The sequence below is a fragment of the Bradyrhizobium sp. NP1 genome, assembly GCF_030378205.1.
Taxonomy (GTDB): domain Bacteria; phylum Pseudomonadota; class Alphaproteobacteria; order Rhizobiales; family Xanthobacteraceae; genus Bradyrhizobium.
In genome coordinates this window covers 633,034-658,795 of record NZ_CP127385.1, presented here as the reverse complement: position 1 = coordinate 658,795, position 25,762 = coordinate 633,034, and the positions used below count along the sequence as shown (strand labels likewise).

Here is a 25,762-nt window from a genome sequence, read left to right as displayed (position 1 = left end):
GCTACACCTTCCTCGTTCCGGCGCGGCCGAGCAGGCCGTTGGGGCGGATCGCAAGCGCCGCGATGACGACCGCAAAGGCTGCGATCTGGGTGTAGCTCGAGCCGGCAAAGGAAGTGACCAGCGCCTCGATCAGGCCGTACAGGATTCCGGCGAGCATGACGCCCCAGGCCGAGCCGATGCCGCCGAGGATAGCGGCAGCGAACGCCTTGATGCCGAACAGCGTGCCCATGTCCGACTGCACGCTGAACAGCGGCGCGATCAAAATGCCGGCGAGTCCGGCCAACGCCGTCGAGAAGGCGAAGGAAAAGGCGATGGCGCTGCGCACATTGATGCCCATGAGCTGCGCCGCGCGCTTGTTCTGCACCACTGCGAGAAGCGCCTTGCCGCGGGCGGTGCGCTGAAACGCGAATTGCAGGGCGAGCGCGATGCCGAGCCCGACCACCGGGATCACAAGCTGCAGCGGGAAGACCCCGGTGCCCCAAATCTCGATCGGCTTCTGCGCGAGGAACGAGGGAAAGCCGCGCGGCTCCTTGCCGAAGGTGAACAGCGCGAGATTATCGACGACGATGCCGCCCGCGACCGTCGCCATCAGCCAGGCGTTCGATCCGCGCTCGGCAAACGGCCGCACCAGGGTCCGCTCGACGACGAGGCCGAACAGAGCGCAGAGCAGAAGCGCCAGCGCGATCGCCAGCGGTATCGGCAGGCCGAGCCGGACCGACAGCACATAGGCGAGCACGGCGCCCAGCATCACCGAGGAGCCCTGTGCGAAATTGACCGTGTTGGAGACGACGTAGGTGACGTGATAGCCGAGCGCGATCAGGCCGTACATGCTCCCCACGGCGACGCCGCTGACGATTGCCGAGAACAACAACATCGAGGCTGCCTTCTTGTCCGCGGGATACCGATCATGGCGTCCCGCGGAAGCAAGGTTAGTTGGTCAGCGGCACGATCTCGCCATCGACGAAATGCGTGAAGATATAGTCGCCTGCCGACAGCGCATCATGGTTCTCGCCGGAGAACGGCTTGTCATAGCTCTTGATCAGGCCATCATAGTGGTCGATAGCCAAAAAGCCGTCGCGGACCTTGGTGCCGTCGGTCGAGCCGGCCTTGGCGACCGCGAGCGCCGTCAGGTGCATCGCGTCGTAGGCGTTGGCGATGCCGACCGCGGGCGTGACGTCGGCGAGCGTCTTCACTTCAGGATATTTTTTCTTGAGCGCCGCGAACACGGCTTCGGCCTTCGGCGACATCGTGCCGGCGAAGCTGAAGGTCTGGATGAAATGAACCTTGGCCGCGCTCGGGCCGGCGAGCTCGGTGAAGCGACCGCCGGCCGGCCCCCAATGCGAAATCACAGGCACGTTCCAGCCCATGCGGTCGAGCGACTTCACCACCTGCGAGGCCGGCGCGACATTCGCCACCAGGAACAGCGCGTCGGCGCCCGCCTCCTTCAGGCGGGCGAGCTGCGGGACGACATCGACGTCGGCGTCCTGGAATTTCTCGACGCCGGCGAAAGGCAGGCCCTTGTCTGCGAGCGCCGCCTTCAGCCCGCCCTCGTTCGATTCGCCCCAGGGATTGTTGATCAGGATCATGCCGGGCTTCTTGATCGCGTATTTCTTCACCGCGTAGTCGACCAGCGCCTTGTCGACCAACGCGTCGACGGCGGAAACGCGGAACACGTAATTGTCGGCCGCGCCGTTGCGGGTGATCGCGGTGCCGGCCGCCCAGACGCCGATGAACGGCACCTTGTTCTGGTTGGCGAACGGCACGATCGCCATCGACACCGGCGTATCGAGGCCGCCGAACATCGCCGCCACCTTTTCGCGCTGAACCAGCTCGCGCGCAGCGACCACGCCCTTGGCCGGATTGCTTTCGTCGTCGCGCACGACAAGCTCGAGCTTCTTGCCGAGCACGCCGCCCTGCGCGTTGATCTCGTCCATCGCGAGCGACAGCCCGCGCACGATGGCCTCGCCCGATTTGGCCGACTGGCCGGACATGGCCGCGACCAGTCCGAACTTGATGGTGTCCTCGGCCGAAGCCGGCAGGGAAACGAGAAGGGCAGCGCCGAGCAGAAGCGCGCGCCGCGACAGGGATCGAATGCTTGCAGCCATTGGGTTCTCCTCCGTTGACGAAAAGCCCTTGGCAAGCGTCATGCCAAGGACGCTCAACAATTATTGTCGCTATTTCAATAGCTTATTGGTTAGCCCCTGGATCACTATACCCGTGCGCGCAAAACTGTCCAAATTGTATGCACTTGTGCATACGATTTTTGCTTTGACGAAGGCGTCCCCCTGCGCATCCTTGGGGGTACGAACCTGAAGGAGACCACCATGCCGGCCGCCGCACCAGCATTTTCGGCCAACACCGACGACGACGTCGCGATCGTGCGCGCGTTTCTCGAAGCCTCGATGAAGCCCGACGCCGAACGCGCGGCGAGCTTCATCGCAAGCGACTTCAAGCTCACCTTCACCGGCGGCCGCACCTTCGATCACCCAAGCGGCTCGATCGGCTTCAACGCCAAGCGCTACCGCTGGGTGAAAAAGGCCATGGACCGCTTCGACGTCGTGCCGGGAAGCGAGGAGACCATCGTCTACTCGATCGGCACGCTCTATGGCGAATGGCCCGACGGCACCGCCTTCAAGGACAACCGCTATATCGACCGTTTCGTGGTCCGCGGCGGCAAGATCACGCGCATGGATGTCTGGAACGACAGCGCCGAGCGCATCTTGACGCACAGGGGCATCGAGGCCTGAAGTCGTCGCCTAGCGCTTTGGCTGGGCGGGCGCCGTGCCCGCGTCGTCGGCATAGCTGTCGAGGATATCGCCGAGTTCGCGATTCCTGCGGCTCGAGGGCATGATCAACGCACGGTTCGCCACCGCTTCGAGATGGCCCTCCATCACCTTGATCGCGGCTTCGGCATCGCCCTCCACCAGCGCATCGATCACGGCGCGATGCTCGCTGACCGCGCATTCGGAGGAATGCGGCCGGCTGTAGAGCGCAAGGATCAATCCGAAGCGGGACGACACCTCGCTGACATAGCGGGCGATCGAAGCACTTCCGGTCATGTTCGCAAGCACGATATGGAATTCGGTTGCGAGCCGGATCGACAGCGGCTCGTTTTCGCCGCGCGCCCGCTCTTCGTCGGCGACATGGGCCCTCAACTGCGCGATCTGCTTCGCATCAAGGCGCCCGGCGAGACGCGACATCACCAGCCGCTCGAGGCCAAGGCGGATATCGAAAATATCCCGCGCCTCTTCCCAGGCCGGCGTCGCGACGACCGCGCCGCGGTTGCGGCGCAGCTCCACCAGGCCTTCGGCCGCAAGCTGGCCGAGCGCATGGCGGACGATGGTGCGGCTCGCGCCGAACCGCTCGCCGATCGCGTCCTCCGGCAGCTTGGCGCCGGGTGCTAGTGCCTGCTCCATGATGGCGTGGCGAAGCGCCCGATAGATCTGGCCGGTGCGGTCGGTGGTCGGCGCTTCAGGTCTTGCCATCGCGGCTTGGTCATCGAGGCTGTTTGATCGGCCATTCGAGACAAGAGCAGGATCGCCTCGCGCGTCAAGAGCCGTCACGCCTGCGATTGGACGGGCATGCGCGGACGCGCGCAACAGGGGCTTGCGCAATCCGCCCCGGCGCCCGTTCAGGCCGAACGCGGGCTCAGTAGCAGCGGATGACGTTGATGGTCTTGTCCGCGCCATCGCGCCCGGTCAGCGTTACCGTCTCCACCGGGCAGCTCGACACGTAGGGCTTATCCGACGGAGTGACATTGGGCGGGAATCGATGGGCCCAATCCCAGGGAACATCATATGTAGAGGTGTAGCGGACGTCGCCCGAGGGCTGCGGAGCGCCCAGCGCGGGTTCGCCGCCCGACGGCCCGAAGGACCCGTCAGAGAAGTCATCGTAGCCGGGCCAGAAAATCGCGCCCTGATTTCTGCGGTTATGCCGGAACGCGTGGACGCCGCGAGCATGAGGCATCGGGCGCGTCGAAGCGAACGCGCCCCGCACGCCTTGCTGCGCGGCGAAGGTCTCGTTCGCGGAAAACAACAGCGCGACAGCGCCGAGAGAGGCGACAAGCACCCCGTGCATTCTGTACGTCATGGCACGCACCACTGGTTGGTTAATGAGCAGCCGCCCGGGGACGCTAGGCCCGCGCTTTGGCGCCTGCAAATGCATACTTAACTATTGGTTAAGGCGTAATATTAACGCGGTGCGGACGATCGGGCATGATGCGCGGAAGCCCGCGGCGCCCATGCGCGTGGATGCTCGCGCGGTCTCCAGGAAGACGACGGCCGCGCAGCGGCATAGATCCGGGAGCGGCGCGAGCCGGGTGTGGCGGCTAATACAGCCAATTCAGCGAGTATGAGATCGCGCGCTCCAGGAAATAGAGCCAGCCGAAGGTCGCGCCGGCGACGGAAATGGCCCATGCAATCGCGAATAGTCGGTCGCGCAGCCGCCTCTCCGCGTGGCCTGCTGGCCCGCCGAGCGCCGCATCCGAACGGTTTGAGTTTATATTGGCCGTCATGAACATCTCGCGCCGTTGTTGAGGGGTTATCTGTTCGCAATCGCGCCAATTGAAATTCGACGAGCTATCCACCTCCCGAGCTAACTCGCCGTCGGATCAATCCTTGAATCCATAGCGCTCGAAATACTCATTCTTGTAGTTATCGCCTGCTCCGCGCGAGTAACGACGTATCGCGTCCAGGTCGGCCTTGTTGAGAATGACCCCGATCAGGCTTTCATAGACCAGTGGCGCAGATCCGAGAGCACGCCGCACGGCATCGACGCCGGTTTGCCCCCATTCGATGACGAAAAGATAGGAATCGATGATCTGGCTGGTGGAGCGCACGTCGACGACGGGGTTTAGCGGCGGCAGGTCAACAAGCACATAGTCGTAGACCTCGCGAAGCGACTCGATCAGCTTCTTCATGCCGGGAGATGCCAGGATTTCATTTGAGTGAGGCAGCCGCGCCTTGGCGATCATCGGCAAGAACGCCAACGACGTCGCGGGATCGTGCCAGACAGCGTCTCGCAATGAAGCCTTTCCTGAAATCACGTCGAGCAATCCGACCTCGGCTCCAGGCGCGAGCGAATGCGTCAACGAGGGGTTGCGAAGATCGCAATCCAGCAGGATCGCCTTGCCGCCGGCATGTGCGATGAGGCGCGCCAGATTCGCCGCGACGGACGACTTTCCTTCGCCCGGATAGGTCGAGGTGATGCCGATCGCCTTGTTGTTTGGCCTGGCGAGCGAGAACAGATCGATAGCGACCTTGACGCCGCGAAACGCCTCGGCGAACCGGGAGAACGGGTTGCTGATGACGCCGGAAAGAACACCCTTTGGCTCTGGCCGCCGCCAGGAACGGCCTTTCTTTCTCTCGGAACCCGGCAACGGCGCGTCGATCTTGGCCTTGATCGCGGGAACGATCGTCAGGCAGCTCGTCTGCAACTCCTGCTCGACCTGTTCGCTGGTCCGGAAGCCGCCTTCCGAAATATCGATCAGGAGCGCGGCGCCGAAGGCCAGCAATAGTCCCCCCACCGAGGCCGCCGCCATCACCAGCATGGAATTCGGACGGTTCTTCGTCAGCGGCTTGACCGCATGCGTGATGACGCGCGCTTCCGTGAATGGAAATGATTGCTGCTGCAGCGATTCCATATACCGCTGCACAAACATGTCATGCAGCGTGCGATAGGTCTGCGCGTTGCTGTCAAGATCCTTCAGCTTGACCTGTGCCTGATTGGTCGTCTGATTTTGCGATACGGCGTTCGCCAGATTCTTTTCAATGCTTTGCTCGCGTGTGATCGCAATCTGGTAGTCGCTCTTGAAGGTCTCGGCTATGCGCTTCAGCTCATCCATGATCGAGCGGCGAATCTCGAACATCTGATTGCGCAGATTGACGACGAGCAAATGATTGCGGCCAAGCTGCGCCGAGTAGAGCCCTTCCTTGTTGGCGATCTCGAGAAATTCACTGCGCAGCTTGTTGATGACGTCGTTATGGAGCGCATCCGCGACTGCGGGATCGGGGGAACGCAGGATATTGTCGATATCGGAAACATCCTTCTTGGTGATCTCGCTGATCCGATCAAGACGAGCCTTGGCTTCGGCGGCGGCCGACTGGGCCGTCACGAGCTGGCTGTTCAGTTCGGCAAGCTGCTGCTCGTTGATCAGGCGACCGCCGGTGTCGACGATGTTGTTTGCCTTCTTGAAGTCGAGCACGGCGTTTTCTGCCGTCGACGCCTGCTGCCGCAGCTCCTGTATTCTTTCCTGCAGCCAGGTGCTCGCCCGGCGTGTCGCTTCATATTTGGCCTGGAGCTGATCGACGATATAGGCGTCCGCCGTCGCATTCGCGATCTGGGCGGCGCGCTCCGGGTTCAGCGAGAGGAATCCGACCTGAATGACGTAAGTGGTCCCGAGGCGCCGCGCGGCGAGGCCGTTCTCGAAAACGGCTCGCGCGCGCCGCTCCAGCTCGGATTCGGACGGCGGGCGCTGCGCCCCCAGGTATCCCAGGATGGTCCCAAAAAGCCCAGGCTTTGCTCCAACGAACTCCGGATCGGCCGTGAGGTGAAGATCCTTGACGACCGTGGCCGCGACACCTTCCGATTTCAGCACCTGAATCTGGCTGTCGACCGCCGCCGAATCCATCGTGAGCTCCGCGGCCGTCGCCTGCTGCCGAGGGAAAGGTTCGGATTTTTTTGTGTCGATGAGCAATTCGGCTTCCGCCAGGAACCTGGGCGGAGCGAGAGCAAGATAGACGAGACCGCAAAGCAGGCTCAGGCCGAACAGAGTCGCGATGATACCGAGCCGCCGCCGCACCAGACCGACGAGCGCGCCAACGAGCTCCGCCGGCGACGTTGCCGTCGGCCGCTGGATACTGAACTCGGTTATCGGCTTGACATTCGGTATTTGCAGCATGCGCTCTGTCGGTGCGGTCGAGTTGAACATCACTAAGTAGGGCGCTGAGCTCCGGCATTCTGCGACCGCGTCATCCGCCGCCGCTGAAGGCGCAAAAAGCTCATACGTCCCGGCCAAAGCAACGCGACGTATTGCCGGCAAATGAGGCTTCCCTCATCCACGGCAATCCTTCGCGCCATTCCGCTCCTCAGGTTGTTTCCGTCTACCGCGCCCTTGAGAAGGCGTCGTAATCTTCAATTTCTGACTGCCGTAATTGTAGTCCCTGCCATGGAGGGCAAGGGAGAGAACAATGCCAAGGTCTTCCGGATGTTCCGCGCGGTCGCAGTTAGAATTGTTCCTTGACCTCGTAGCGGAACAGCTGGATCGCCGGGAACACGCCGAGGACCTGTTCCCGGCGCGAATGCCCGGGCACATCGACATCCATGCACTCATCGGTCTTGTAGTAGCAAACCTTCGCCTTGATCGGATTGGGACAGTGATTGTTGAGGCTGACCAGATGGTTCTGAATTCTCGGATTTGACGCGAGAGGGGTCGCACTGCCGCTGCTCTCGAGGCAGGGTTTGCCCGCAAGATCGAGATGCTTTCCGCTGGCCGGATCGCTGCCCAAAATCCCTTGTGCGAACACGACGCGCGAGAGGAACACGATCGGCACCAGAACCGCTGCGCCCTGCCAACGCATCCGCCTATCCCCTGGGGTTTGCGGCGACATATCCGACCAACGTGCCGGCGCCCCAAACCAAGCGCGACAGGCCATAGATCGGTTGCAGCTCGATGATGGCGAGGCCGGCGCGAACAATCGATCGAGCCAGCCGGTAGGCCAGATATGTGCGGCCAAAATTGTGCTTTTTTAGAACGTAGCCGAAGCCCTGCGAGTAGTTCCAGGCACGCCTCAACGTGCGCGCGACGCCGGCATCTTCCACTTGCTCATGGCAGATCTTCAGGTCGAAGCTGTAGACGGCACGCGCTTCATTTTCCATCAAGCTCAGCACGAAATCGGTTTCTTCTCCGGATTGAAAGCGGGTCGATGCACCGACGCCGATCTCTTCGTCAAACCCGCCATTGTCCGGTATCGCGCCTGCTCGGACAAAGAGCGTGTTCGAGTTGCCCGACGTCCAGATGTTGCGCTTGTTGACGGCGCCGCTGTCCTTCCTCGTCGGGCTCAGCGAGGGCGAGCCAAACTGGTCGATCGTTCTGCCGAGCAGAATATCGATCCCGGGGTTTCGATCGAAAAAATCCGCGACCAGCGACAACGTGTCCGTGAGATACCAGCAATCGTCATCCGGAAAGCCGACAACCTCGCCGCTCGCATGACGCAGACCGACGTTGCGAGCCAACGAAAGACCCCGATTCGATCTGACGTGCTTGAGAGAGAGCTCCCGCCCTCTCGATTGCACGATGTCATCGAGGAGCCCGGACCGATTTTGGTCGACCAGAATGACTTCGAACGACTTGAACTCCTGACGCCCGAGCGAGTCCAGCAATCGCTCCAGCTGCGCACGCCGTTCGCCGAGCGTGCACACCACCAGCGATACCAGAACGGTTGGCGCCTCCTGATCACGCAGATACATCGGGCTCCACTTCTCTCATCGCCGGCCGCCGCATCAGCATCGCGGTCACGAACCTGCCGGAGGTTAAGGTAATGGTCGCCGATGTCGTGCCAACTCAATTTGGCGGCGGCAGGGCCATCAAGACAGGCAGCGCATCCGATAACGGGAAAATGAACTGCCAGGAACGTTCGTACAATCGCCCGACGAGATCGTATGCGATCGGGCAGCATCGCAGACGCAGCAAGACGAAATTTGCAGCGCCCACATTTTGGTCACCGGCGAAGATCGGGCTTGAGCGCGCCGAACAGGCCGTGGCACAAAATTCAGGCAGGCGCTCACTTCGACTGGTTCCTCGCGGCGCGCGTCATGAATCTTTCAAGCACCGCCATTTGAGGACGGTCCGCCGCGCCATCCGGCTCGATATTGGTGAAGTAGTCTTTCGCCCAAGGACCCGCCGCCCAATAGGTCCATCCCGTCCACACATCGCGATTGTCCTGCATGAACTGCAGCACCCGCCGCAGCGCCTCCAGGCAATTGGGATCCGGACCGACGCCAAACTCACCGAGAAACGCCTTGCGGCCATTCTTCCGCGCCCAGTCGGTGAACGGAGCAAGGGCCGCGGTTGCCGACGCCGCATCAATGCAGGCGGGATGGGTTCCCGAAGCGTCGGAGTCGAAATATTGGTGAACCTCGTAGACAAAGTTGTTCCGCGGGTCATTCGTTCGCGGCATGACCGACGCATTCGGCGACCCATAGGAAGCGCGGAACCAGTCGCGCGCCGAGGACCAGCCATTGCCGGGAACCATGATCATGTTGTCGGCGCCGGCCGTCCGGATCTCGCCGATTGCCGCATTGGTCGCATCCAGCCACGTTTCTGTCGCCAGTTTGACCGGCTCGTTCATCAAGCCGAAGATGACACTGTGGTCGTCACGATATCTTGACGCCAGCCGTCGCCAGAGATCCGCGAAATCCTGAACCGAGACCTTCTCGCTTCCGATTCGGCTTCCCGCGAAGGCCGCATAATTGTGGATGTCGATCAGGACCCGCACACCCCTCGCCCGAGCCTTCGCGATGACGTCGTCGATCAGCTTCATTTCCGGCTCGTTCAGGTCGGATCGCAACTGTGGCTGAACGCGCTCCCACAGCACACAGAGGCGAACGACATTCGCGCCCTTGCCCGCGAAGTAGCCGATGCTATCGGCGTTCGGATAGAAATAGTCCCAGCCGACCCGGCCCGGGATTTTCTCCGGCCCGAATGACGAACCGGCAAAATTGATGCCAACAAGCGGCAGTGGCGTGGCGACCTGCTGGGCAGCCACGCTCCCGTACGAGAGCGCCAGCACCGTGGCGAGCGCATACACCGCGCAGATTCGTTTACCAAAAGCCATCGCCCAACCTGCCTGCCGCTCGTTGGCCGCGGTCCTGAGAAATTCGTTCGGCAGCGCATATTGGGAGGCGCGCTTGGCAGCCGGCGATCTCAATCGCTGATCGTGAATGTGAGCGGCAAACATCCGATCGATCCATTGCGTATTCTTGACGATTCGCCGCGAGCGCAGCGGCGTGAAGGGCGCGATCTTTCACATCGCGTTCTTCATTAAACTCGTGAACCGCCAAAAGTTCACCGGTCCAGCGGTTGGAACCGTGCCGAGCAGATATCCGAGCCTTGAGCTATGATCTCCGCGCGAAAGCGGGCGACTTTGTCCGGCGCGGCGCCAACTCGAGCGGACCTCTGCTCCCCCTTCGCCAATCATCCTGTTGCTGTCGTCCTCCGCTGGCGGTCTCAAATGCGGCCGCCGCGCCGAGCAAAAGCCACAGCAGCGCCGCTGTCTTGATCGTCATCTGCGATTGGGAAATCAGAAACAGGGTCGCCAGATAGGCGCCGATCGCATTTCTTAGCGCGTAGAAATACCTGCTCCGTCCTGACAAGGACATGAAGCAGAACCACAGCGCCAGCACGCCGAAAATGCCGACCTGCGAAAACAGGTAGCCGTAGCCGGCATCGAATGTTTGCAGCGATGACTCGGCAAGTCCCGTCCAGTTCAGGACAGTGAAACCGCGCAGCACGAAGGCCGCATAGGCGAGACGGCCCTCCGTATCGTTGGAAGACAAGTCGGCCGGCGATACGACCGTAAGCAGAAGCAGAACGGCTACAAATGGCATTGCGGCCGTGAGAGGAGTTCCGACGCTCGGCGGCAGAAGAGCGATCAGAATGCCGAGGGCAAGGAAGGTCGCGGCAAAACGCGTATCCGCAAGAACGATGCAGGCCAGTCCCAGCAGCAGCAATCCCCACCAGAACCTGCCGTCGATCCTGGACCGCAGCACCGCCCATAACGCGACGATAATTCCGAAGTTCCCGAGGCTGGATGGTTCCAGGAATATCGAAGACACGCGATGCGAACCGAGCAACCACGGCAGCAACTCGCGCCCCTGGCCCTCGGGCCGCACTCCGCTGACCATCAGGCCGCCCGATGCAATTCGGGCCGATTCGATATCGGGGACGGTGCCGCGCGCGATATAGAAGCCGATCACGTTGAAGTATTTCAGGAAGACATCGAGAAAGAAATACTCGAAGAACCCGACGACGAGGACCACGACCACAGACCAGCGCACGATGCGATCGGCGTCCTCCAGCGAGATCTTTCTTCCCAGACCGAAGAACGCGACAGGAATCAGGAAGTCCCTCACGACCTTCACATCGGTTCCGTCATTCGAACCAATGCCGCGCATCAAGGCCAGGAAGGTCAGATAAAGAATCAGCAGCGCCAGGAAGCAGGTCTCGCCGACGGACGCGCCGGCATAACTGATTGCGAACGTCAGGGTGAGAATTACAAGCTCCGAACCAATCACGTGTAGATTGGAAACCGCCGTGACATTCGTGTTCACAAAGCAGAGAGCGAAATTGAACAGCAGGACGGCACCGATCACCAGAAATGCGCACCAGCCCTGCGACCGCTCGCGCAAGGCTGAATCGTCCGCAATAATGGTTCCAGCAATCACCGAATTTCTCGCCTCACAGTTCCGAAAACGATCGTCGCTCCGGTTCCCACCGTCGCGAGCTCAAGACGAGCTGCGCAATTCTTTGTCGGCTTGTTGAACTGGTCGGACGCACTTCGTCACACCCTCGCTCATTTCGTCTCATAACCGATAGGCGACGGAAGCACTCCAGTCTGGCTTTTCTGCGATTGGAACTGGAAGGAGCACGCAACGTGGTGACTTTGCCCGAGGGCCGATCGCTCCCGAACCTGGAAGGACTCCGACTGATCGCCAGCGTGCTGATCGTTGCCGACCATTATCTTCGTTACCTCCATCTACCGACGGGCGGCCTTCAGCTTGCTGTCGATCTTTTCTTCGTCATCTCCGGCATCGTCATTGCGATGATCTATCAAGGCCGGGTCCACGATCTCGCGACCTATTCCGGCTTCGTGCGAAAACGCATAGCCCGGCTCTATCCGCTGCATTTTCTGACGCTGGCATTCTACGTGACGATCGGCGCGCTTATTGCGGCCGGCCATGTCGCGCCGGAGAATGTCGAAAAATACAATGCCGGCGAAATCATTCCAAACCTGCTGATGATTCACGCCTGGTCGCCTTCGGGCGTGATTTCATATAACTATGTGAGCTGGTCGATCAGTGCCGAATTCTTCGTTTATCTCTGTTTTCCGCTCATCCTGTTTCTCGTCGTGCGCGGATTCGGCGTCGGCCTTCTTGCCTGCGTCGCGCTGTTGCTGCTGGCAATTGCGCTCAGTCATCAGATCGTCGGCGTGCCATTGACGGAGTTGAACTGGCGGTTCGGTGCATTGCGCGCGGTACCGAGTTTTGCGTTCGGTGTCTGGTTATGGGCCCATCGCGACAGATTGGCGAGGCCTGGCCTTCTGCGCGCCAGCGCCAGCCCTGTGACCCTGATCGCAATGCTGTGCTTTCTTGGATTGATCGCCTTTCTTCCCAACCACTATTTGATGTTGGCGTGCGTATATGTGGTGGTGGTTTGCGCCTTCGTCTGCGATCTGACCGGGCGCCGTAGCTTTGCTTCGTGGACGCCGATCAGCAGCCGCGGCTATCTCACTTACTCGATCTATATGCTTCACACGGTGATCGCGACCGTCGTGATCTCGTTCATCTTCCCCAGACTCTTCGGCAGATCGGAGGTCGCGGTTCTCACCGCCGTGGCCTGCTCCGCCGCCCTCACCTATGCGGCAGCCTACATTTCATATTGGGGGTTTGAGACGCCGTTGCGCGCGCTCATCGGCGGCAAGCGCCCGCCCAAGGCTGTGGCCGCTTCCCTCGAGACCCGCTGACGCTGACCTCGCCGTGCACAATCTTTCCGTCACGCGAATTCAAACGAGTGATCAACTCGCCGTGGATTGTTGGGTTGGTCCAGTTCCGGCACTGGAAAAAGCCGTCGCTTCTCCCGTCCAAAGCAGAAATCCTTTCTGAGAAATGACAGCTCGAGAAAGTCGGGTAGCCCGTCTTCGGCCACTCCGCCCCAATTGTTGGCATGGATATGGATCAATTCAAACTGCTCCTGAATGTCTGCGACGGCGGAGTTGAAAGCCGATCGGCGCCCTTCAGTCTCATGGAATTCTATCGCCATGCCGACGATTTGATTCGAGCGCCGCAAAAGGTCGTCAATTACGAGATACTCGGCGCCTTCGATATCCATCTTGACAAAGATCCGTCCTGATTTCGCGCGCTTGAGGATCGTCTCAATGTCGGCATCGTAACCCTCGACCTTCTTGTCGTTAACTCGTTCCCGAAAATGGATGGCGTTTCCCTTAAAGAAAGCGTTGTAGGCCGCTATCAATCGAGCTTGCGCTCTCACTTCGTCGAGATCAGATCGGCCAAGGCATAGTTTGACGGTCGATCGCGCCAGCTTCTTGACAAAGACGGCGTTCGAAATCGTGTGGTCGTAGGCTTGAATTCGGAGATCGGGTCGCTCGGATTTCAGAGCCGCGTCGAAACTCCAGTTCTCGTTTATTCCCATGGAAACGAGGCAGTCGCACTCGCGAATGATAGTTCGCGAGATGACATAGCCTCCGTCATTGGCCGTGCCGAGTCGCACAAGATCGTCGACGACGGTGGGAGCCAAAAAGCCGAGCTCGCCGGGAAGCAGCATCAGATAGCTCCGTCGCAGTGATTGGGCTCGATCCCATCGGGGATTGGCGATTGCTTTTTAGTATGGACCATGTTGCAGCATGACGGCAACTTCGCGGCGCACCCGATCGCATCTTCGGCGATGAGGATCAGCCAGGCCAGACAATCACAATTTCGCTAGAGGGGCATACACTGCCCGGCAACCTGGCCGCAGCAGCCGCTTTCAGCTCGAACTGACTCCGCGGGAGAAGGAAAGCGCCATTGTCTCGTCTCGTTCAAATGCTGGTATTGCGACGGTGGGTTGCTACGAAAATCGCGCGTTGCTAGTTTCCCGCCATAGAGCAGCCCGAACGACGTCGACGCAACTCCGGCCAAATATCTTTTGATGGAAGCCAAGATGTTCGCACAAAAGTTCCATTCGGCAAAGCAGCTTGCAAGGTCGGTGCTTCCGGCAGCAATCACCTCCCGTTGGAGCGAATGGCGGGTTTCCGCCATGATTCGCAGCACCGAATCGCAAGATCGTGCCCGCGATGCCCGCGACGTGTTCGACGACATTTATCGCAGGAACAAGTGGGGAGGAGATTCCGGCGAAGCATTTTCCGGCAGCGGCTCGATCGGAACAGCGGTGGAGCGATACGTATCCACTGTCAATGAGTTCATTCAATCGAACCGGATCGGCTCGGTTCTCGACATCGGATGCGGCGACTATCGCGTCGGCAGAAAGATCGCTTGCGAGAAGTATCTCGGCATCGACGTGGCCCCTTCGGTGATCGAGCGCAACAACACGTGTTATGCCAGCGCGTCGCGCGAGTTCATGTGCCTGGACGCCGCGGGATCGGAACCGTTGCCCGCCGCTCAGTTGTGCCTCATCCGGCAGGTGCTTCAGCATTTATCAAATGCTCAAATTTTCGCCATTCTGGCCAAGCTGAACCAGTTTCCCTTCGTGATCATCACCGAACACCAGCTTGCGGCGGCGGACTTCGTGACCGCAAACGCCGACAAGGTCCACGGCCCGTTCACTCGGCTGTTTTCCGGGTCCGCTGTCTACCTCGATCGGCCGCCGTTTAACTTGAACGTGGAACTGATCCTGGAAGCTCAATCCTCAGACCATGCGAGCGATGCTCACAGCCGCGGCTGGATAAGAACGTTCCTGATCCGGAACCAGGCTTCGGCCTCGGCCGTTAGCGCGAGTTGATCGGCAGCGCCGAGCGATCGAGCGACATCCGGGTTAGATCCGTCAAATTCGGCCTTCCAGTTTTCGCCAGGTCTATCCTGACGACACGGGCACAAACACCGGACGAGAACGCACTGCCATAATGGTCGATCCGCAGTCCACCCCACACCAATCGCTCGCTCGCCGCGCTGCGGGCGGCGCTGCCTGGATCGCCGCCGAGATGTTCGCGGTGCAGGGAGCATCCCTGCTGGTTTTCGGCGTCATCGCGCGATTCGTCAGCCCGTCGGAATTCGGCATCATCAGCATCTGCATTGTCATTCTGCACACGACCAAATCGCTGCTGATCGACAATTTCGGCTACGCCGTGATCCGCAAGCCGGAGGCAGATCATCTCGAGTACACCACGGCGTTCTGGATGACGATCGCGTTTTCCTTGCTGTCGTTTCTGGTGCTCGAGGCCACAGCAGATCTCCTGCAGCGGATGTTCGAAATTTCCGGATTCGCCACCACCATGCGGGAGATGGCAATCGTCATCCTGATCATGGGGCTGGCGCGCACCCATGAGTGCTGGATGTTCCGGCACTTTCAATTCCGCTTGCTCGCGATCAGGTCAATCGCTGCGGCGATCGCCGGCGGCGGCGTCGGAATAGCGCTGGCGGCGCGCGGCTACGGGATCGAAGCGCTCGTTGCCCAGCAAGTGGTGACGTACCTCACCGCGCTCGTTGCCCTCTGGGGTGCCTGTCCGTGGAAGCCCGTTTTTTCGATCTCGAAATCCGCGGCCGGCGAAATCTTTCGGTTCGTGGGACAAACCACTCCGGGAGGATTCCTTGGCATATTGAGCCAGAACTGCGACACCCTGCTGGTCGCTTATTTCTTCGGGCCCGCCAATACCGGCCTCTACAGCGTCGCCAAACGGCTGCGGCTCGCCATGCAGCTCGTTGCTTCGGCCCCGATCAATGGCATTGCGTTGCCCACTCTGGCCGATGCGCAGCGCGAGCCGGAGCGTCTTCGTCGGGTGCTCTCTCAAGCGAACGGCATCGTTTGTGCCGTCTGCGCGCCGCTGTTCCTCGGGGTCGCCGCCGTTGCGGACGATGTCATCACCCTTCTGTTCGGCTCGCGGTGGGCTGCTGCCGCGCCGATCTTGCAATGGCTGGCCGCCGGCGGCGTGGCGGCCGCCCTGCTCGCCTGCAACGACGCCGTATTTGCGGTTCGGGGACGGCCGATCTGGACCTTCTACGTTTCGGCCGCCTACACGATCCTGGCGGTTCTGGGATTCGTTGGCCTCTATCGCCTTGGCAACGCCTATCTCGCCGCCCCCTTCGTGCTGCCCTATGTCGTGACCTTGCCGTTTTCCGCCTGGTTGTGCTCGCGCGTTACCACCGTCAGCTTCAGTGATTGGCTGCTGCGGGTGCTGCCAGCTTTAGCCTCAGCCATCATCATGCTGATCGCCGTTCGGCTGCTCGGCGGCATCTTGAGCGGACCTGGCCCAATCGCCCGCCTTGCGATCCTGTGTCCTTTCGGCGCGGTCATCTATGTCGGCGCGCTCGCCATCTTCGACCGCTCGACGCTTAGAAAGATCACAGAGACGGTTGGCGAGATCCTGCTCTCAAGATCAGCACACGCAAAGCTCATCGGCGAGCCGCCGGCAAACGTCTAGTGTCCCGATTCCGAAGTTCGCATCATTCTGCGGCCCCTCGTTTGCGAACTTCGGAATCGAAGGGACACTAGCAACTTTTTTAACTAGCGTGGCTTGGTTCAGAAGTCCGCATGACGAACGCGCGGCGACAATGGTGCGGACTTCTGAACCGCCACACTAGAGCATGTTCGGTTCTGATGGAATCAGAACCGATGCTCCAGATTCCCGTTGTGACGCGTTCTCTTCGCACGAGCCGGTACGCACTTCGCTCGAAAACGCTCTAGCCGGTTGAAGCACGACCTCGACGTCCTGCGGGAGGGACGCAGGCGACGTCCGGGTGCGCCAACGGCTACGGACTAGCCCGCAACATGCGCCTTATCCTTCCCGGAAGGTTCGGCAATCTCATTGACAGTTCGACGCGCGTGTCCTCCAGCCGGCCAATCAGATTTTGGACATGCTGCCGGGTCGTCAAGGAACCGAAATCATCCTCGAGGTCGGCGACCATGGGACGCGCCCATCGGTTGAAGTTGCTGTCGCGCTTCCTGATCTTGCCCGGGGTCAACAGCTCGAGATACCGTCTCCACGCCTTGTTCTCCCAGAGGTGCGTGGCCAGCGTGTCGTCGCTCACGATCTCGTCCGTCGAACGGAAAATGGACTTGAGATCCTCTGCAAAGAACAACGGCCAGAAGAACGCCCGATTGGACAGGACCGTGATCTCGCCCGGGTAGCGCTCTGCCAGCGCCGCCGGCCGCTGCACCGAATGCTCGTTCCAGAATCGGCCGCGTCCGCTGCCGCGAAAATCGCGATATTGCTCGCGCCATCGCACCAGGAAGGGCGCGTCGGGCTCGGCCAGGATCACGGCATTACAAAGCTTGTTGTGTGCCTCATCGCCCTCTCGGCCCAGCACCGTCGAGTTCGACAGGAGGTGGTCGAAGCTCCTGTGAACGAAGACATCGGTGTCCAGGTAGATGCCGCCCTGCTCAATGAGCTTCTCCAATCGCGTGATGTCGGCGCGATGGGCCGGATGGTCGACCGGCCGCCCGAAAATCTCGCGCGGCGCCTTGATGCGCACCGGCTTGACCAGCTCGCGAACCTTGTTCCACCAGGGGCCACGCGGTTCGAACTCGTAGTACAGAAAGGCCGCATCCGGCCGCAGCCGTTCGACGGCGCTCCTGATGCAGACGTAGTGCGTCAGGCTCAGCGGCTTGCCGCCGAAATCGGGCGAGAAGCCAAAGCAATAGTGCAGGATCTTCGGGATTCTCGACGATTGCATCACGCCATCCGACATGCGTTCATACCCTTGCCCCGGACCACCATTGACCCACGACCCGCATCAGGAAGATCGGGTTGCCGAGGATATAACGGCGCCACAGCCGCCCTGGCTCAAGGAGCAGGCGATAGACCCATTCGACCCGCGCCGCGCGAACCCACGGCGGTGCGCGCGACACCTCGCCCGCCAGGAAGTCGAACAACGCGCCGACACCGAAGCCGAGCCGGCAACCGGTGGCATCGAGATTTTCCGCCAGCCACATTTCCTGTAGCGGGTTGCCCATGGCCACCAGCACGACGTCGGCGCCCGATGCGATGATCTTCGCGCGGATCGCCACGGCGTCGCCGGCGCGCGAATAGCCGTTCTGGCAGCCGGCTATCTGATGCCGGCCGCACATCTCGATCAGCCTGCGCGCCGCGCGCTCGGCAACCCCCGAAGAACTGCCCAGAAAGAATATCCGGTAATTGTTGCGGGTGTTCTTGAAGAAATACGGAGTGAAGTCGGTGCCGTTCAGGTTCTGCGGAAAGCTCGATCCGAACAGAATGCGACTTGCCGCGTCCACGCCAATGCCGTCATTCATCACCAGAGAGCGCTTCAAAAGCGCGCAAAACTTCTCATTCCTCGAAGCGACGTTGAGCGCGTTGGCGTTGGCAAAGGCAACGATGGTCGACTTGCCCTGGCTGTATTCCGCGTCGATCCTCTCGACTGCCTCGGCCTGCGTGCCGACAAAGAACGGGACATCAAGGATGGTGCGGCGCCTGGCGCCCAGCGCGTCGGCGTAGAGGGATTGATAACGGCCGGACACGTGCTCCCAGCCGTAGCGGGAGGCGGCATCGATCGCCGTCTTCCGCATCGACGAATAGTTGTCGCTCACTTCCTTCCAGCGCTCCAGAAAATCGGCAGCGGCCGCGCCTGGCTCGTCGAAGTTCAGGTTCGTGCCGACGCCGCTGTTGGCGACAAGCCGCTGAAACGGAGCAATGTCGCTCAGGAGCGGGAACAGGCCCGCCGACATGCCTTCGATTGGCGCGATGCCGAATCCTTCATAGTCGGACGAACTTGCGACGACCGAACAGCCTTGGACCAGCCGTTTGATCTCGGCATCATCGGGCGCCTCGACGATGGTCAACGCGTGCTCGATATTCGCGGCGCTGGCCCAATCCTGGAGCTGCTCGACCCCGAAATCCCACGGCCGGCCCGCGACGGTCAATCGCCAGTCCGGGTCACGGCGCAGCAGCGCAGCAAAGAAATGGATCAGGCGGTCAAGCCGCTTGTTCTGGGAGAACCTCCCGATCCAGATCATCGATTTGACGGGATCACGCGACGCCGCATTCTCGAACTTCGAGATATTCGCCCCGTTTTCGATGCAGACCAGACCACGCGGCCTGATGCGGCAAAACTGGCTCTGGTCAGCAACGCTCACCGCAGCGACGCCGTGATACCACATCATCGATGCGCGCGTGACGGTCGAGAAATAGATGCGCTTCAGTCGCGCCGCGAAGGAGGTGTGAAAGAAACCGCCATGGGTCGAGACCACGAGCCGCTTGCGGTGCAATGGCCTGGTCCAGGCGAGGAAGTCAAAGAAGAAATCGATTGCGTGCACGTGAACGATGTCGGCATCGCCGAGATGTTTCAAGACTGACGGCGCGATCGGATAGCGCGAAGATCCGAAGAAGGGAATCCGCACGATCTCCACTCCCGCCACCCGCTCGCGGGCGGGCAGCGTTCCGGGATGGACGCCTTTGAACAGTCGATCGAGCGTGACGACGCGCACGAGGTGGCCATCGCTGACCTGCCGCGTCGCCAGCTCATAGACGAAGCTCTCGAACCCGCCGACCGCCGGATAGAACTGGCGCACCACATGCACGATACGCATTTCGACCTGCCATGTCTCTGAATGACGCTGGCGCCGCCCGGCCGCCGCTTAACCGGAGGCACGAACGAACGGCCCAGCCCGCTTGGCTCAATACGCGTTCCGGGGACGCATCACTTCCGCGAACGTTCGGAACAGAATCAACAGATCGAGCGCCAAGCTCCAGTTGTTGATGTACCAAAGGTCGAAGTCGAGACGTCTGCGCATGAGCTCGACCTCCGCGGTGCCGCCACGATAGCCGTGGACTTGCGCCCAGCCCGTTATTCCGGGCTTGACGTGATGTCGGAATGCATATTCCGACAACAGCCTGCTGTAGTAGCTGTCATGAGCAAGCGCATGGGGACGCGGGCCGATCAGCGACATGTCGCCGCGAAGAACGTTGAAGAGCTGCGGCAACTCATCGATGCTGCTTGCGCGCAACAAGGCGCCGAACCTGCTGATGCGCGGATCGTGGCGGGTTGCCTGGATGACCCTGTCGCCATCTTCCATCACCGTCATGGTCCGGAACTTGAGGATCTGGAACCGCTTCGCGTTGAAGCCGCTGCGCTGCTGCCGGAACAGCACCGGTCCCCTTGTATCCAGCCTGATCGCCAACGCCGTCACCAGGATCACCGGCGCCAGCACGGTCAACGCGACGCTCGCAACCATAATGTCGAAGAGCCGCTTGGCGAGCTGCTCGGAGAGAGCCAGCGGCGCCCGCTGGACCCCGATCGCGAAGGACGCACTGACCGAGAAGCTGGGATTCCCGACCAGGTTGCTGATCTTTCGATCGGGCAGAAGCTGAACCGGCAGTGGGGAGTTACGAAGCCGCTCGCGGATGAGGTCGATGCATCTGATGTCGTTCCAGCACAGCGCGAGAACGATCTCGTCGGCTCCGCGATCTCGCGCAACCGACATGGCCCGGTCCAGTGACGTCAGGATGCCCTTGCTGGCCGCCAGCGACCAGTTGCCACTATGGGGAAACGAGATGCGCGCCACTTCGGTCAGGCCGAAGCGGCGAAGCATGTCGGCCTGGCTGATGGCCGCAAGCTCATCGCGCAGTCCAACAAGGACGACGCGTCGGCCCTGCACCCGCCCTTGTCTCACCGCCACGGCCAACGCTTGCTTCATGAGGCTGCGCGAGGCCCACAGCAGGGGCAGCGCGAGCACGGCGAAACAAATGATCGAACCTCGCGAGAAGTCCGGTCCGACCCGAAGCAGAAATGCCAGCAATGCGAGCAGCAGACTGGTCAGGAACCATTGCCAGACGATGCTCGACTTGTTTGGCCGGGCGGAGAAGACGGTTGAAATCTCGTAGAAGCCCGAGGAACGGCTGATGAGCATATAAAGCACCGCGCCGGTGATGCCGGCCCCAATATGAAGATTGAGGTTCCACGGCGCGTGCGAGATGAAGTGCTGATAGCCGCCCGATCCCAGCAGGCCCGCCAACGCAATCGAAGCGCCATCAGCCAACGCAAACAGCGCTCCCACTGCCGCGCAGGGAACCTGCAGCCGCTGCGCCGGCCGCTCTTGTTCGTGCAGTTCGCCGGGCGCGCTATCGGTGACACGAAGATTTGATACGTTGGCCCACGACGAAATGGCCGGGGCAAAGCGAGCAGCGGTGGCGCCGCGATAGCTCGGCTCTTCGCGTCGTTTTGATTCAGCAGGAAGCGCCATTCGCACCTCCGTTCTGAATTCGTGCTGCGTGTCTTAATGCCTGCCGGCTGCACCGACTTCGGGTCAAACGTTGACGAATACTCTTTCGATGTTCCAATTGAGTTTTCATGCGCTGGACCTTCTTCGTTGCCGACTGTCCTGCGTCCCTCGGTGCCCCGCGCAGATTCGAACAAAAACAATTTAAAACGCGATCCGTGGTGATAGTGCGGCGCAGCGTGGAAGATTGTGCGGAGCACTCATACGCTGCAGAGTCGATTCATCTTGTGAACCGCCACGTGAGTTGTGAAACGACACGAGAGCCGCTGATTCAGAGCGGCATTCACCACGTTTGAGCTACTCGCCTAATTTTTGCGCATCGCGCGATCGCGATCATTTGAAGCCGTCACGAGAAAAAAGAATCACGCTTGCCTCAAACGAGCACCAAAGTTCCATCGCGCGCGACAGCTACATGAACAGCATGCGCTTCTTCGCCTCAGTCGACGGCGCTACGTGGCGCGTTACAAAAGATCGCCATAGTTCAATCGCGAATCTGATTTGTCTGAAACCGTGGAACGAGGAACTTCCATGCCGGAAATAGCGCCGAACGGCAATTTCAGGCCGAAACTTCCCAACGGAATCCGCATCTACGCAATCGGTGATATCCATGGTTGCGCGCGACAGCTTCAAGACGTGTTCGCGGCGATCGACCTTCATATGTCGCGAACGGCTGCGGTCCGCGCCTTGCACGTGTTTCTCGGCGACTACATCGACCGCGGCCCAGCCTCGCGAGAAACCATCGACCTGCTGATCGAGCGCAGCCACCGCCACGAATCCGTTTTTCTCAAGGGCAACCACGAAGCGTTTCTGTTCGAGGTGCTCCAGGACGCCAGTCGACTTGGCGCCTGGAAGGAGCTCGGCGGCATCCAGACCTTGATGTCATACGGGTTGACGCCATCGATCAATCCGGCGCCCGACGAGCAGAACGAACTGGTCCAGGCGCTTCTGCGCGGCATGCCGGATCACCATCGGCGCTTCTTCTGCAACCTGAGATCCAGCTTTCTGTGTGGCGACTTTTTCTTTGCACATGCGGGCGTGAAACCCGGCGTGCCGTTGCGACGACAGCACGAACGAGATCTGCTGTGGATTCGCGATGAGTTTCTTCGAAGCGAGGAAGATTTTGGCAAGTTTGTCGTCCACGGCCACACGCCGGTTTCCAGCCCCGATATTCGCGCGAACCGGATCAATATCGATACGGGCGCCTACGCAACCGGCGTCCTGACGTTGTTGACGATCCAGGGAGAGCGGATGTTCGCTATCTAGGAGCGATCTCGTTGTGCCCGAGCAGAGGTGCCAGCGAGCCAAGGCCGGAGCAGGCTTGTTCCGGAGGCGTCAGCTTGCCAAGGGCAAAGAACCGGCGGTGGCGCGGAGCAATCCATGATAGCGCCACAGCGCGACAAGACTGGTCTCGTGGCACCGGTCGCAAACCAGCTCCTCCTGGGCCAACAGATATCGTCCGCTTCTGAAGGTCTCGGATGAAGCCGGCTGCGCGCAACGCGGACAGGTCAATTTCTGATTTCGCTCCATCCAGCGCAGGACAAGATTCCGCAACAACATCGCATTCCCTTTTCTGCGCACACCTGACGCAGCCGCCAAGAAATTATAAGATTTCCGGAACCAAATCGATAGCAGAGATACCTGGCCAAGGCGTAAACGGCCTTCGGCCTAGCGAGCGGAGCGCCATTGCACCAGCCGAAATCTTGGGGCAGGCGGGCTCATCGCATCGGAACATGCAAGGGACAATTTTAGTCTTGTCTTCTTGGTCTTGTCGGAGGTGTGCGAACATTACTACGGCGGCCGGGACGCGCGCGGCTGGTTTCGCTTGATCATCCCGCTCTGGAAGCCAGCTTCGCAGACGCCGCTGATCACCAAGGGCTGACAGCTCCTCTCTGGTTGAACGCCCGGACGCGATACATTCGGCACAGTGCAGAGCGGCTTTGATCTTTATGGCTTTCGCTTCCTCGACGTTCCGACGAGGACACGGTTGGCCCAACTTTGCCATCCTGCCACAATATCCCGCCTCGAATTCTGCAAATTGAAAACTAGCCCAAGCTACCGGCGAAGCGTTCGGCCAGACGGTCACGCTTGAATGCTTCAACGACAAAATCGACGAAGACGCGGGTCTTCGCGGGCAGCAGCGTGCGGCTCGCGTAATAGATGGAGATCGGGCCGCCGTCGATGTACCAGTGGGGTACGAGGCGCACGAGCGCACCACGCTCCAGATGCGGCAACGCATGACACATCGCGATCAATGTCACACCGAGGCCAAGCAGGGCTGCGCGGCACGACGCTTCCGGATCGTCGAAGACAATCGTCTCCGCTAATTTCACTGGAATTTCGCTGCCCGCCGCGTTGCGCATTATGCGTTCGCGAATCCGACCCGTGCGCGATGAGCGCCATGCGATTCCTTCGAAGGCCTGAAGCCCGGTGGGGTCGGCCGGCAATGTGCGGTTCTTGAGATATTCCGGCGCGGCGACCGCAATGAGATGTAGCGGCGCAAGCGCGCGAGAGACGACGCCCGGCGTCCATTCAATGCCGCCTCCAATCGCGGCATCATATCCATCAGCGATCAAATCGATCTGACGTGTCGTGAATTGCCAATCGGGTCGAATGCCGGGATAGCGGGCCAGGAACGGTGGCAACAGCGGAAGGATGTAATCCGCACCGAAGTTGAGACCCATGCTCACCTTGAGCACGCCCGCCGGCTCTCCCCCGTCCGTCGCGATTCCCGAAATCGCCTGCTGGAGCCCCTCCAGATTGTCCCTGATGGCGAGGAGGAAGCGCTCTCCAGCGTCGGTGAGCGTCAGCTTGCGTGTACTCCTGTGAAACAGCCGGGCGCCGAGATTGCGCTCCAGCATCGCCACATTCCGGCTGACCGCCGCTGGCGTGAGGCCGAGGCGCCGCGCCGCGTCCGAGAAACTGGCAGTTTCGGCGCTGCGGACGAAGGATTCGAGGTTGGCAAGGGTTTCCAGAGGCGCCTTCAACGGATGCTTGAAAATGATTCAACTTATTCCTGGCTAATCTTAGGTGAATTTCGCGCCATTATCCACCGCAGAAAGCGCGGCCTTTGGGCCCTGAAAACACGGCGCGAAGGCAAGGCGGCAGCCTCAAATTTGGAGCGACACCCATGACGAAGATTAGCGCGAGCGAAGCTGCGAAGGCGGTGGTTCGCCGAAACACCGAGGAAGTGCAAGGCGGCGGGAATTTCAAGGTGTTCGACGAATTGTTCGCCGACGACTTTATCGACCATACGCCGCAGCCGGGACGCACGCCGGACAAGGCCGGCGCACTTGAACTTTACAACGTTCTGCGTGCTGCCTTTCCGGACTTCCACGCCGACATCCACTGGCAGCTTGCCGACGGTGATCGGGTGACGACCTACAAGACTTACCACGGCACGCACAAAGGCGAGTTCTTCGGCATCGCGCCAACCGGTCGCAAAATCCAATTTGAGACCGTGGACGTGATGAGCGTGCGCGACGGCAAGATCACCGAGCACTGGGGCGTGGCCAATCTGTTCTCTCTCATGCAGCAACTCGGCGCCTGGCCGCCTACGGCGGCGACGCGCTCCTGATCCCAATCGTTATTCAATTCAACCCCGAAAGGAACATCCCATGACCATCGGCATCATTGGCTCAGGCGCGATCGGCACAGCCTTCGCTCGCACGCTGGCCCGTTCAGGCATCGAGGCGATCATCTCCAACAGCCGCGGCCCGGACTCGCTGAAAGAACTGGTCCGCGAGCTCGGTCCCTCGATCAGGGCCGGCACCCGTGAGCAGGCCGCACGCGCCGACATCGTCTTCGTCGCCGTCAACTGGACCAAATTGCCGGCAGCGCTGGCGGGCCTGCCGGAATGGTCCAGCCGCATCCTGATCGATGCCAATAATCCGATCGAGGCGCCGCTATTCAAGCCGGTCGATCTGAAAGGCCGCGCATCGAGCGAGGTCGTTGCCGACCTCGCGCCCGGAGCACGCGTGGTCAAGGCGTTCAATCATCTCCGCGCAGAAGTGCTTGCCGGGGATCCGCGGTCGGACGGCGGCCGGCGCGTGTTGTTCTATTCGGGCAACGACAGCGCCGCGAAAGCGGAAGTGGCCGCGCTTATCGAGCAAATCGGCTTCGTCGGAATTGATCTCGGATCGCTCGCGGTCGGCGGCAAGCTCGCGCAATTTCCCGGTGGCCCGCTGCCCAATCAGAATCTCATCAAGGTCGGTTGAGGGACCGCCGCTCTACACAGCGCCCGGCGGAAGCCCTTTACGAACCTCTTCGGCGCTGTAGGGTTTGCTGGCAGTATCGAACGACTTCCACACCCAGTCTTTTGCCAGGCAACACTACGGCGCTCATTTGCACTTGAAAGTACGGCACGCCTCGGCCGGCTGGCGGAGGGAGAGGAACTGGGATCGAACCTTCTCCATGTAGCCCAGAGTAGTCCAGGGGACCCAGGCGGATGGGGCCTTTGGAAAAGGGGCCGGCGCACCCGACGCCCCCGGTCGGCCGCAGATGGCTATACCGGTCCACGGCCTGCCGCGGCTGGCAGCCGGCCAAACGGCAGACCCTAGGAGCTCGCGGCAACGTCCGACATCGCGC

Annotated in this window: 22 protein-coding genes; 7 read left to right on the top strand and 15 right to left on the bottom strand. The window is 60.9% G+C overall.

Annotated elements, in window-relative coordinates:
* Position 1: 1 nt before the first annotated feature.
* Positions 2-874 (bottom strand): branched-chain amino acid ABC transporter permease, encoded by an 873-nt coding sequence (locus tag QOU61_RS03105; RefSeq protein ID WP_502876878.1) that lies wholly within the window; start codon positions 872-874, stop codon positions 2-4.
* Positions 875-929: 55 nt separating this feature from the next.
* A complete protein-coding gene (locus tag QOU61_RS03100; protein ID WP_289656676.1) occupies positions 930-2,105 on the bottom strand; it encodes an ABC transporter substrate-binding protein in 1,176 nt (391 codons plus the stop codon).
* A 219-nt stretch (positions 2,106-2,324) separates the two neighbouring features.
* Between QOU61_RS03100 and QOU61_RS03095 the strand changes: the two genes are divergently transcribed.
* Positions 2,325-2,747 carry a nuclear transport factor 2-like protein gene (locus QOU61_RS03095; RefSeq protein WP_289656675.1) on the top strand — a complete coding sequence of 141 codons (423 nt, stop codon included), beginning with the start codon at positions 2,325-2,327 and terminating at the stop codon, positions 2,745-2,747.
* A 9-nt stretch (positions 2,748-2,756) separates the two neighbouring features.
* Here the strand turns inward: QOU61_RS03095 and QOU61_RS03090 are convergent, their stop codons facing one another.
* The 8 genes from QOU61_RS03090 to QOU61_RS03055 all read right to left on the bottom strand — a co-directional run bounded on the left by QOU61_RS03090 (position 2,757) and on the right by QOU61_RS03055 (position 11,442).
* Complete coding sequence (locus QOU61_RS03090) at positions 2,757-3,485, bottom strand: GntR family transcriptional regulator (protein ID WP_289656674.1); 729 nt, start codon at positions 3,483-3,485, stop codon at positions 2,757-2,759.
* A 163-nt stretch (positions 3,486-3,648) separates the two neighbouring features.
* On the bottom strand, positions 3,649-4,089 hold the full coding sequence (locus QOU61_RS03085; protein ID WP_289656673.1) for a hypothetical protein: 441 nt from the start codon (positions 4,087-4,089) through the stop codon (positions 3,649-3,651).
* 238 nt (positions 4,090-4,327) lie between these two features.
* Positions 4,328-4,513, bottom strand: coding sequence for a hypothetical protein (locus QOU61_RS03080; protein WP_289656672.1), 186 nt, complete (start codon positions 4,511-4,513; stop codon positions 4,328-4,330).
* Positions 4,514-4,609: 96 nt separating this feature from the next.
* The gene (locus QOU61_RS03075; protein WP_289656671.1) at positions 4,610-6,898 is read right to left on the bottom strand and encodes a polysaccharide biosynthesis tyrosine autokinase; all 2,289 of its coding nucleotides are present in this window, start codon (positions 6,896-6,898) and stop codon (positions 4,610-4,612) included.
* 325 nt (positions 6,899-7,223) lie between these two features.
* Positions 7,224-7,550, bottom strand: coding sequence for a hypothetical protein (locus QOU61_RS03070; protein ID WP_289656670.1), 327 nt, complete (start codon positions 7,548-7,550; stop codon positions 7,224-7,226).
* 31 nt (positions 7,551-7,581) lie between these two features.
* Complete coding sequence (locus tag QOU61_RS03065) at positions 7,582-8,466, bottom strand: glycosyltransferase family 2 protein (RefSeq protein ID WP_289656669.1); 885 nt, start codon at positions 8,464-8,466, stop codon at positions 7,582-7,584.
* A gap of 314 nt (positions 8,467-8,780) precedes the next feature.
* Positions 8,781-9,926, bottom strand: a complete 1,146-nt coding sequence (locus QOU61_RS03060; protein ID WP_289656668.1) for a glycoside hydrolase family 5 protein — start codon at positions 9,924-9,926, stop codon at positions 8,781-8,783.
* A 187-nt stretch (positions 9,927-10,113) separates the two neighbouring features.
* Entirely contained in the window at positions 10,114-11,442 is a 1,329-nt protein-coding gene (locus QOU61_RS03055; protein ID WP_289656667.1) for a hypothetical protein, read from the bottom strand.
* Between the two features lie 209 nt (positions 11,443-11,651).
* Between QOU61_RS03055 and QOU61_RS03050 the strand changes: the two genes are divergently transcribed.
* Complete coding sequence (locus QOU61_RS03050) at positions 11,652-12,740, top strand: acyltransferase family protein (RefSeq protein ID WP_289656666.1); 1,089 nt, start codon at positions 11,652-11,654, stop codon at positions 12,738-12,740.
* Positions 12,741-12,769: 29 nt separating this feature from the next.
* On the opposite strand, the gene QOU61_RS03045 is transcribed toward QOU61_RS03050, so the two are convergent.
* Entirely contained in the window at positions 12,770-13,558 is a 789-nt protein-coding gene (locus tag QOU61_RS03045; protein ID WP_289656665.1) for an FkbM family methyltransferase, read from the bottom strand.
* A gap of 375 nt (positions 13,559-13,933) precedes the next feature.
* Between QOU61_RS03045 and QOU61_RS03040 the strand changes: the two genes are divergently transcribed.
* Both QOU61_RS03040 and QOU61_RS03035 read left to right on the top strand, forming a co-directional pair.
* Positions 13,934-14,731 carry a class I SAM-dependent methyltransferase gene (locus QOU61_RS03040; RefSeq protein ID WP_289656664.1) on the top strand — a complete coding sequence of 266 codons (798 nt, stop codon included), beginning with the start codon at positions 13,934-13,936 and terminating at the stop codon, positions 14,729-14,731.
* Between the two features lie 121 nt (positions 14,732-14,852).
* Positions 14,853-16,367, top strand: a complete 1,515-nt coding sequence (locus QOU61_RS03035) for an oligosaccharide flippase family protein (protein ID WP_354142505.1) — start codon at positions 14,853-14,855, stop codon at positions 16,365-16,367.
* A 328-nt stretch (positions 16,368-16,695) separates the two neighbouring features.
* Here the strand turns inward: QOU61_RS03035 and QOU61_RS03030 are convergent, their stop codons facing one another.
* From QOU61_RS03030 to QOU61_RS03020, 3 genes are all read right to left on the bottom strand, one after another.
* Positions 16,696-17,619, bottom strand: a complete 924-nt coding sequence (locus QOU61_RS03030) for a glycosyltransferase family 32 protein (protein ID WP_289656663.1) — start codon at positions 17,617-17,619, stop codon at positions 16,696-16,698.
* Positions 17,620-17,638: 19 nt separating this feature from the next.
* On the bottom strand, positions 17,639-19,489 hold the full coding sequence (locus QOU61_RS03025) for a WecB/TagA/CpsF family glycosyltransferase (protein ID WP_289656662.1): 1,851 nt from the start codon (positions 19,487-19,489) through the stop codon (positions 17,639-17,641).
* An 87-nt stretch (positions 19,490-19,576) separates the two neighbouring features.
* Positions 19,577-21,142, bottom strand: a complete 1,566-nt coding sequence (locus QOU61_RS03020) for an undecaprenyl-phosphate glucose phosphotransferase (RefSeq protein ID WP_289656661.1) — start codon at positions 21,140-21,142, stop codon at positions 19,577-19,579.
* A gap of 564 nt (positions 21,143-21,706) precedes the next feature.
* Here QOU61_RS03020 and QOU61_RS03015 point away from each other — a divergent pair.
* Positions 21,707-22,441 carry a metallophosphoesterase gene (locus QOU61_RS03015; RefSeq protein ID WP_289656660.1) on the top strand — a complete coding sequence of 245 codons (735 nt, stop codon included), beginning with the start codon at positions 21,707-21,709 and terminating at the stop codon, positions 22,439-22,441.
* A gap of 779 nt (positions 22,442-23,220) precedes the next feature.
* Here QOU61_RS03015 and QOU61_RS03010 read toward each other — a convergent pair.
* Positions 23,221-24,150, bottom strand: a complete 930-nt coding sequence (locus tag QOU61_RS03010) for a LysR family transcriptional regulator (RefSeq protein ID WP_289662206.1) — start codon at positions 24,148-24,150, stop codon at positions 23,221-23,223.
* A gap of 155 nt (positions 24,151-24,305) precedes the next feature.
* On the opposite strand from QOU61_RS03010, the gene QOU61_RS03005 reads away from it, so the two are divergent.
* On the top strand, positions 24,306-24,752 hold the full coding sequence (locus tag QOU61_RS03005) for an ester cyclase (RefSeq protein WP_289656659.1): 447 nt from the start codon (positions 24,306-24,308) through the stop codon (positions 24,750-24,752).
* A 40-nt stretch (positions 24,753-24,792) separates the two neighbouring features.
* Positions 24,793-25,392 (top strand): NADPH-dependent F420 reductase, encoded by a 600-nt coding sequence (locus QOU61_RS03000; RefSeq protein ID WP_289656658.1) that lies wholly within the window; start codon positions 24,793-24,795, stop codon positions 25,390-25,392.
* The last annotated feature ends 370 nt before the right edge of the window (positions 25,393-25,762 follow it).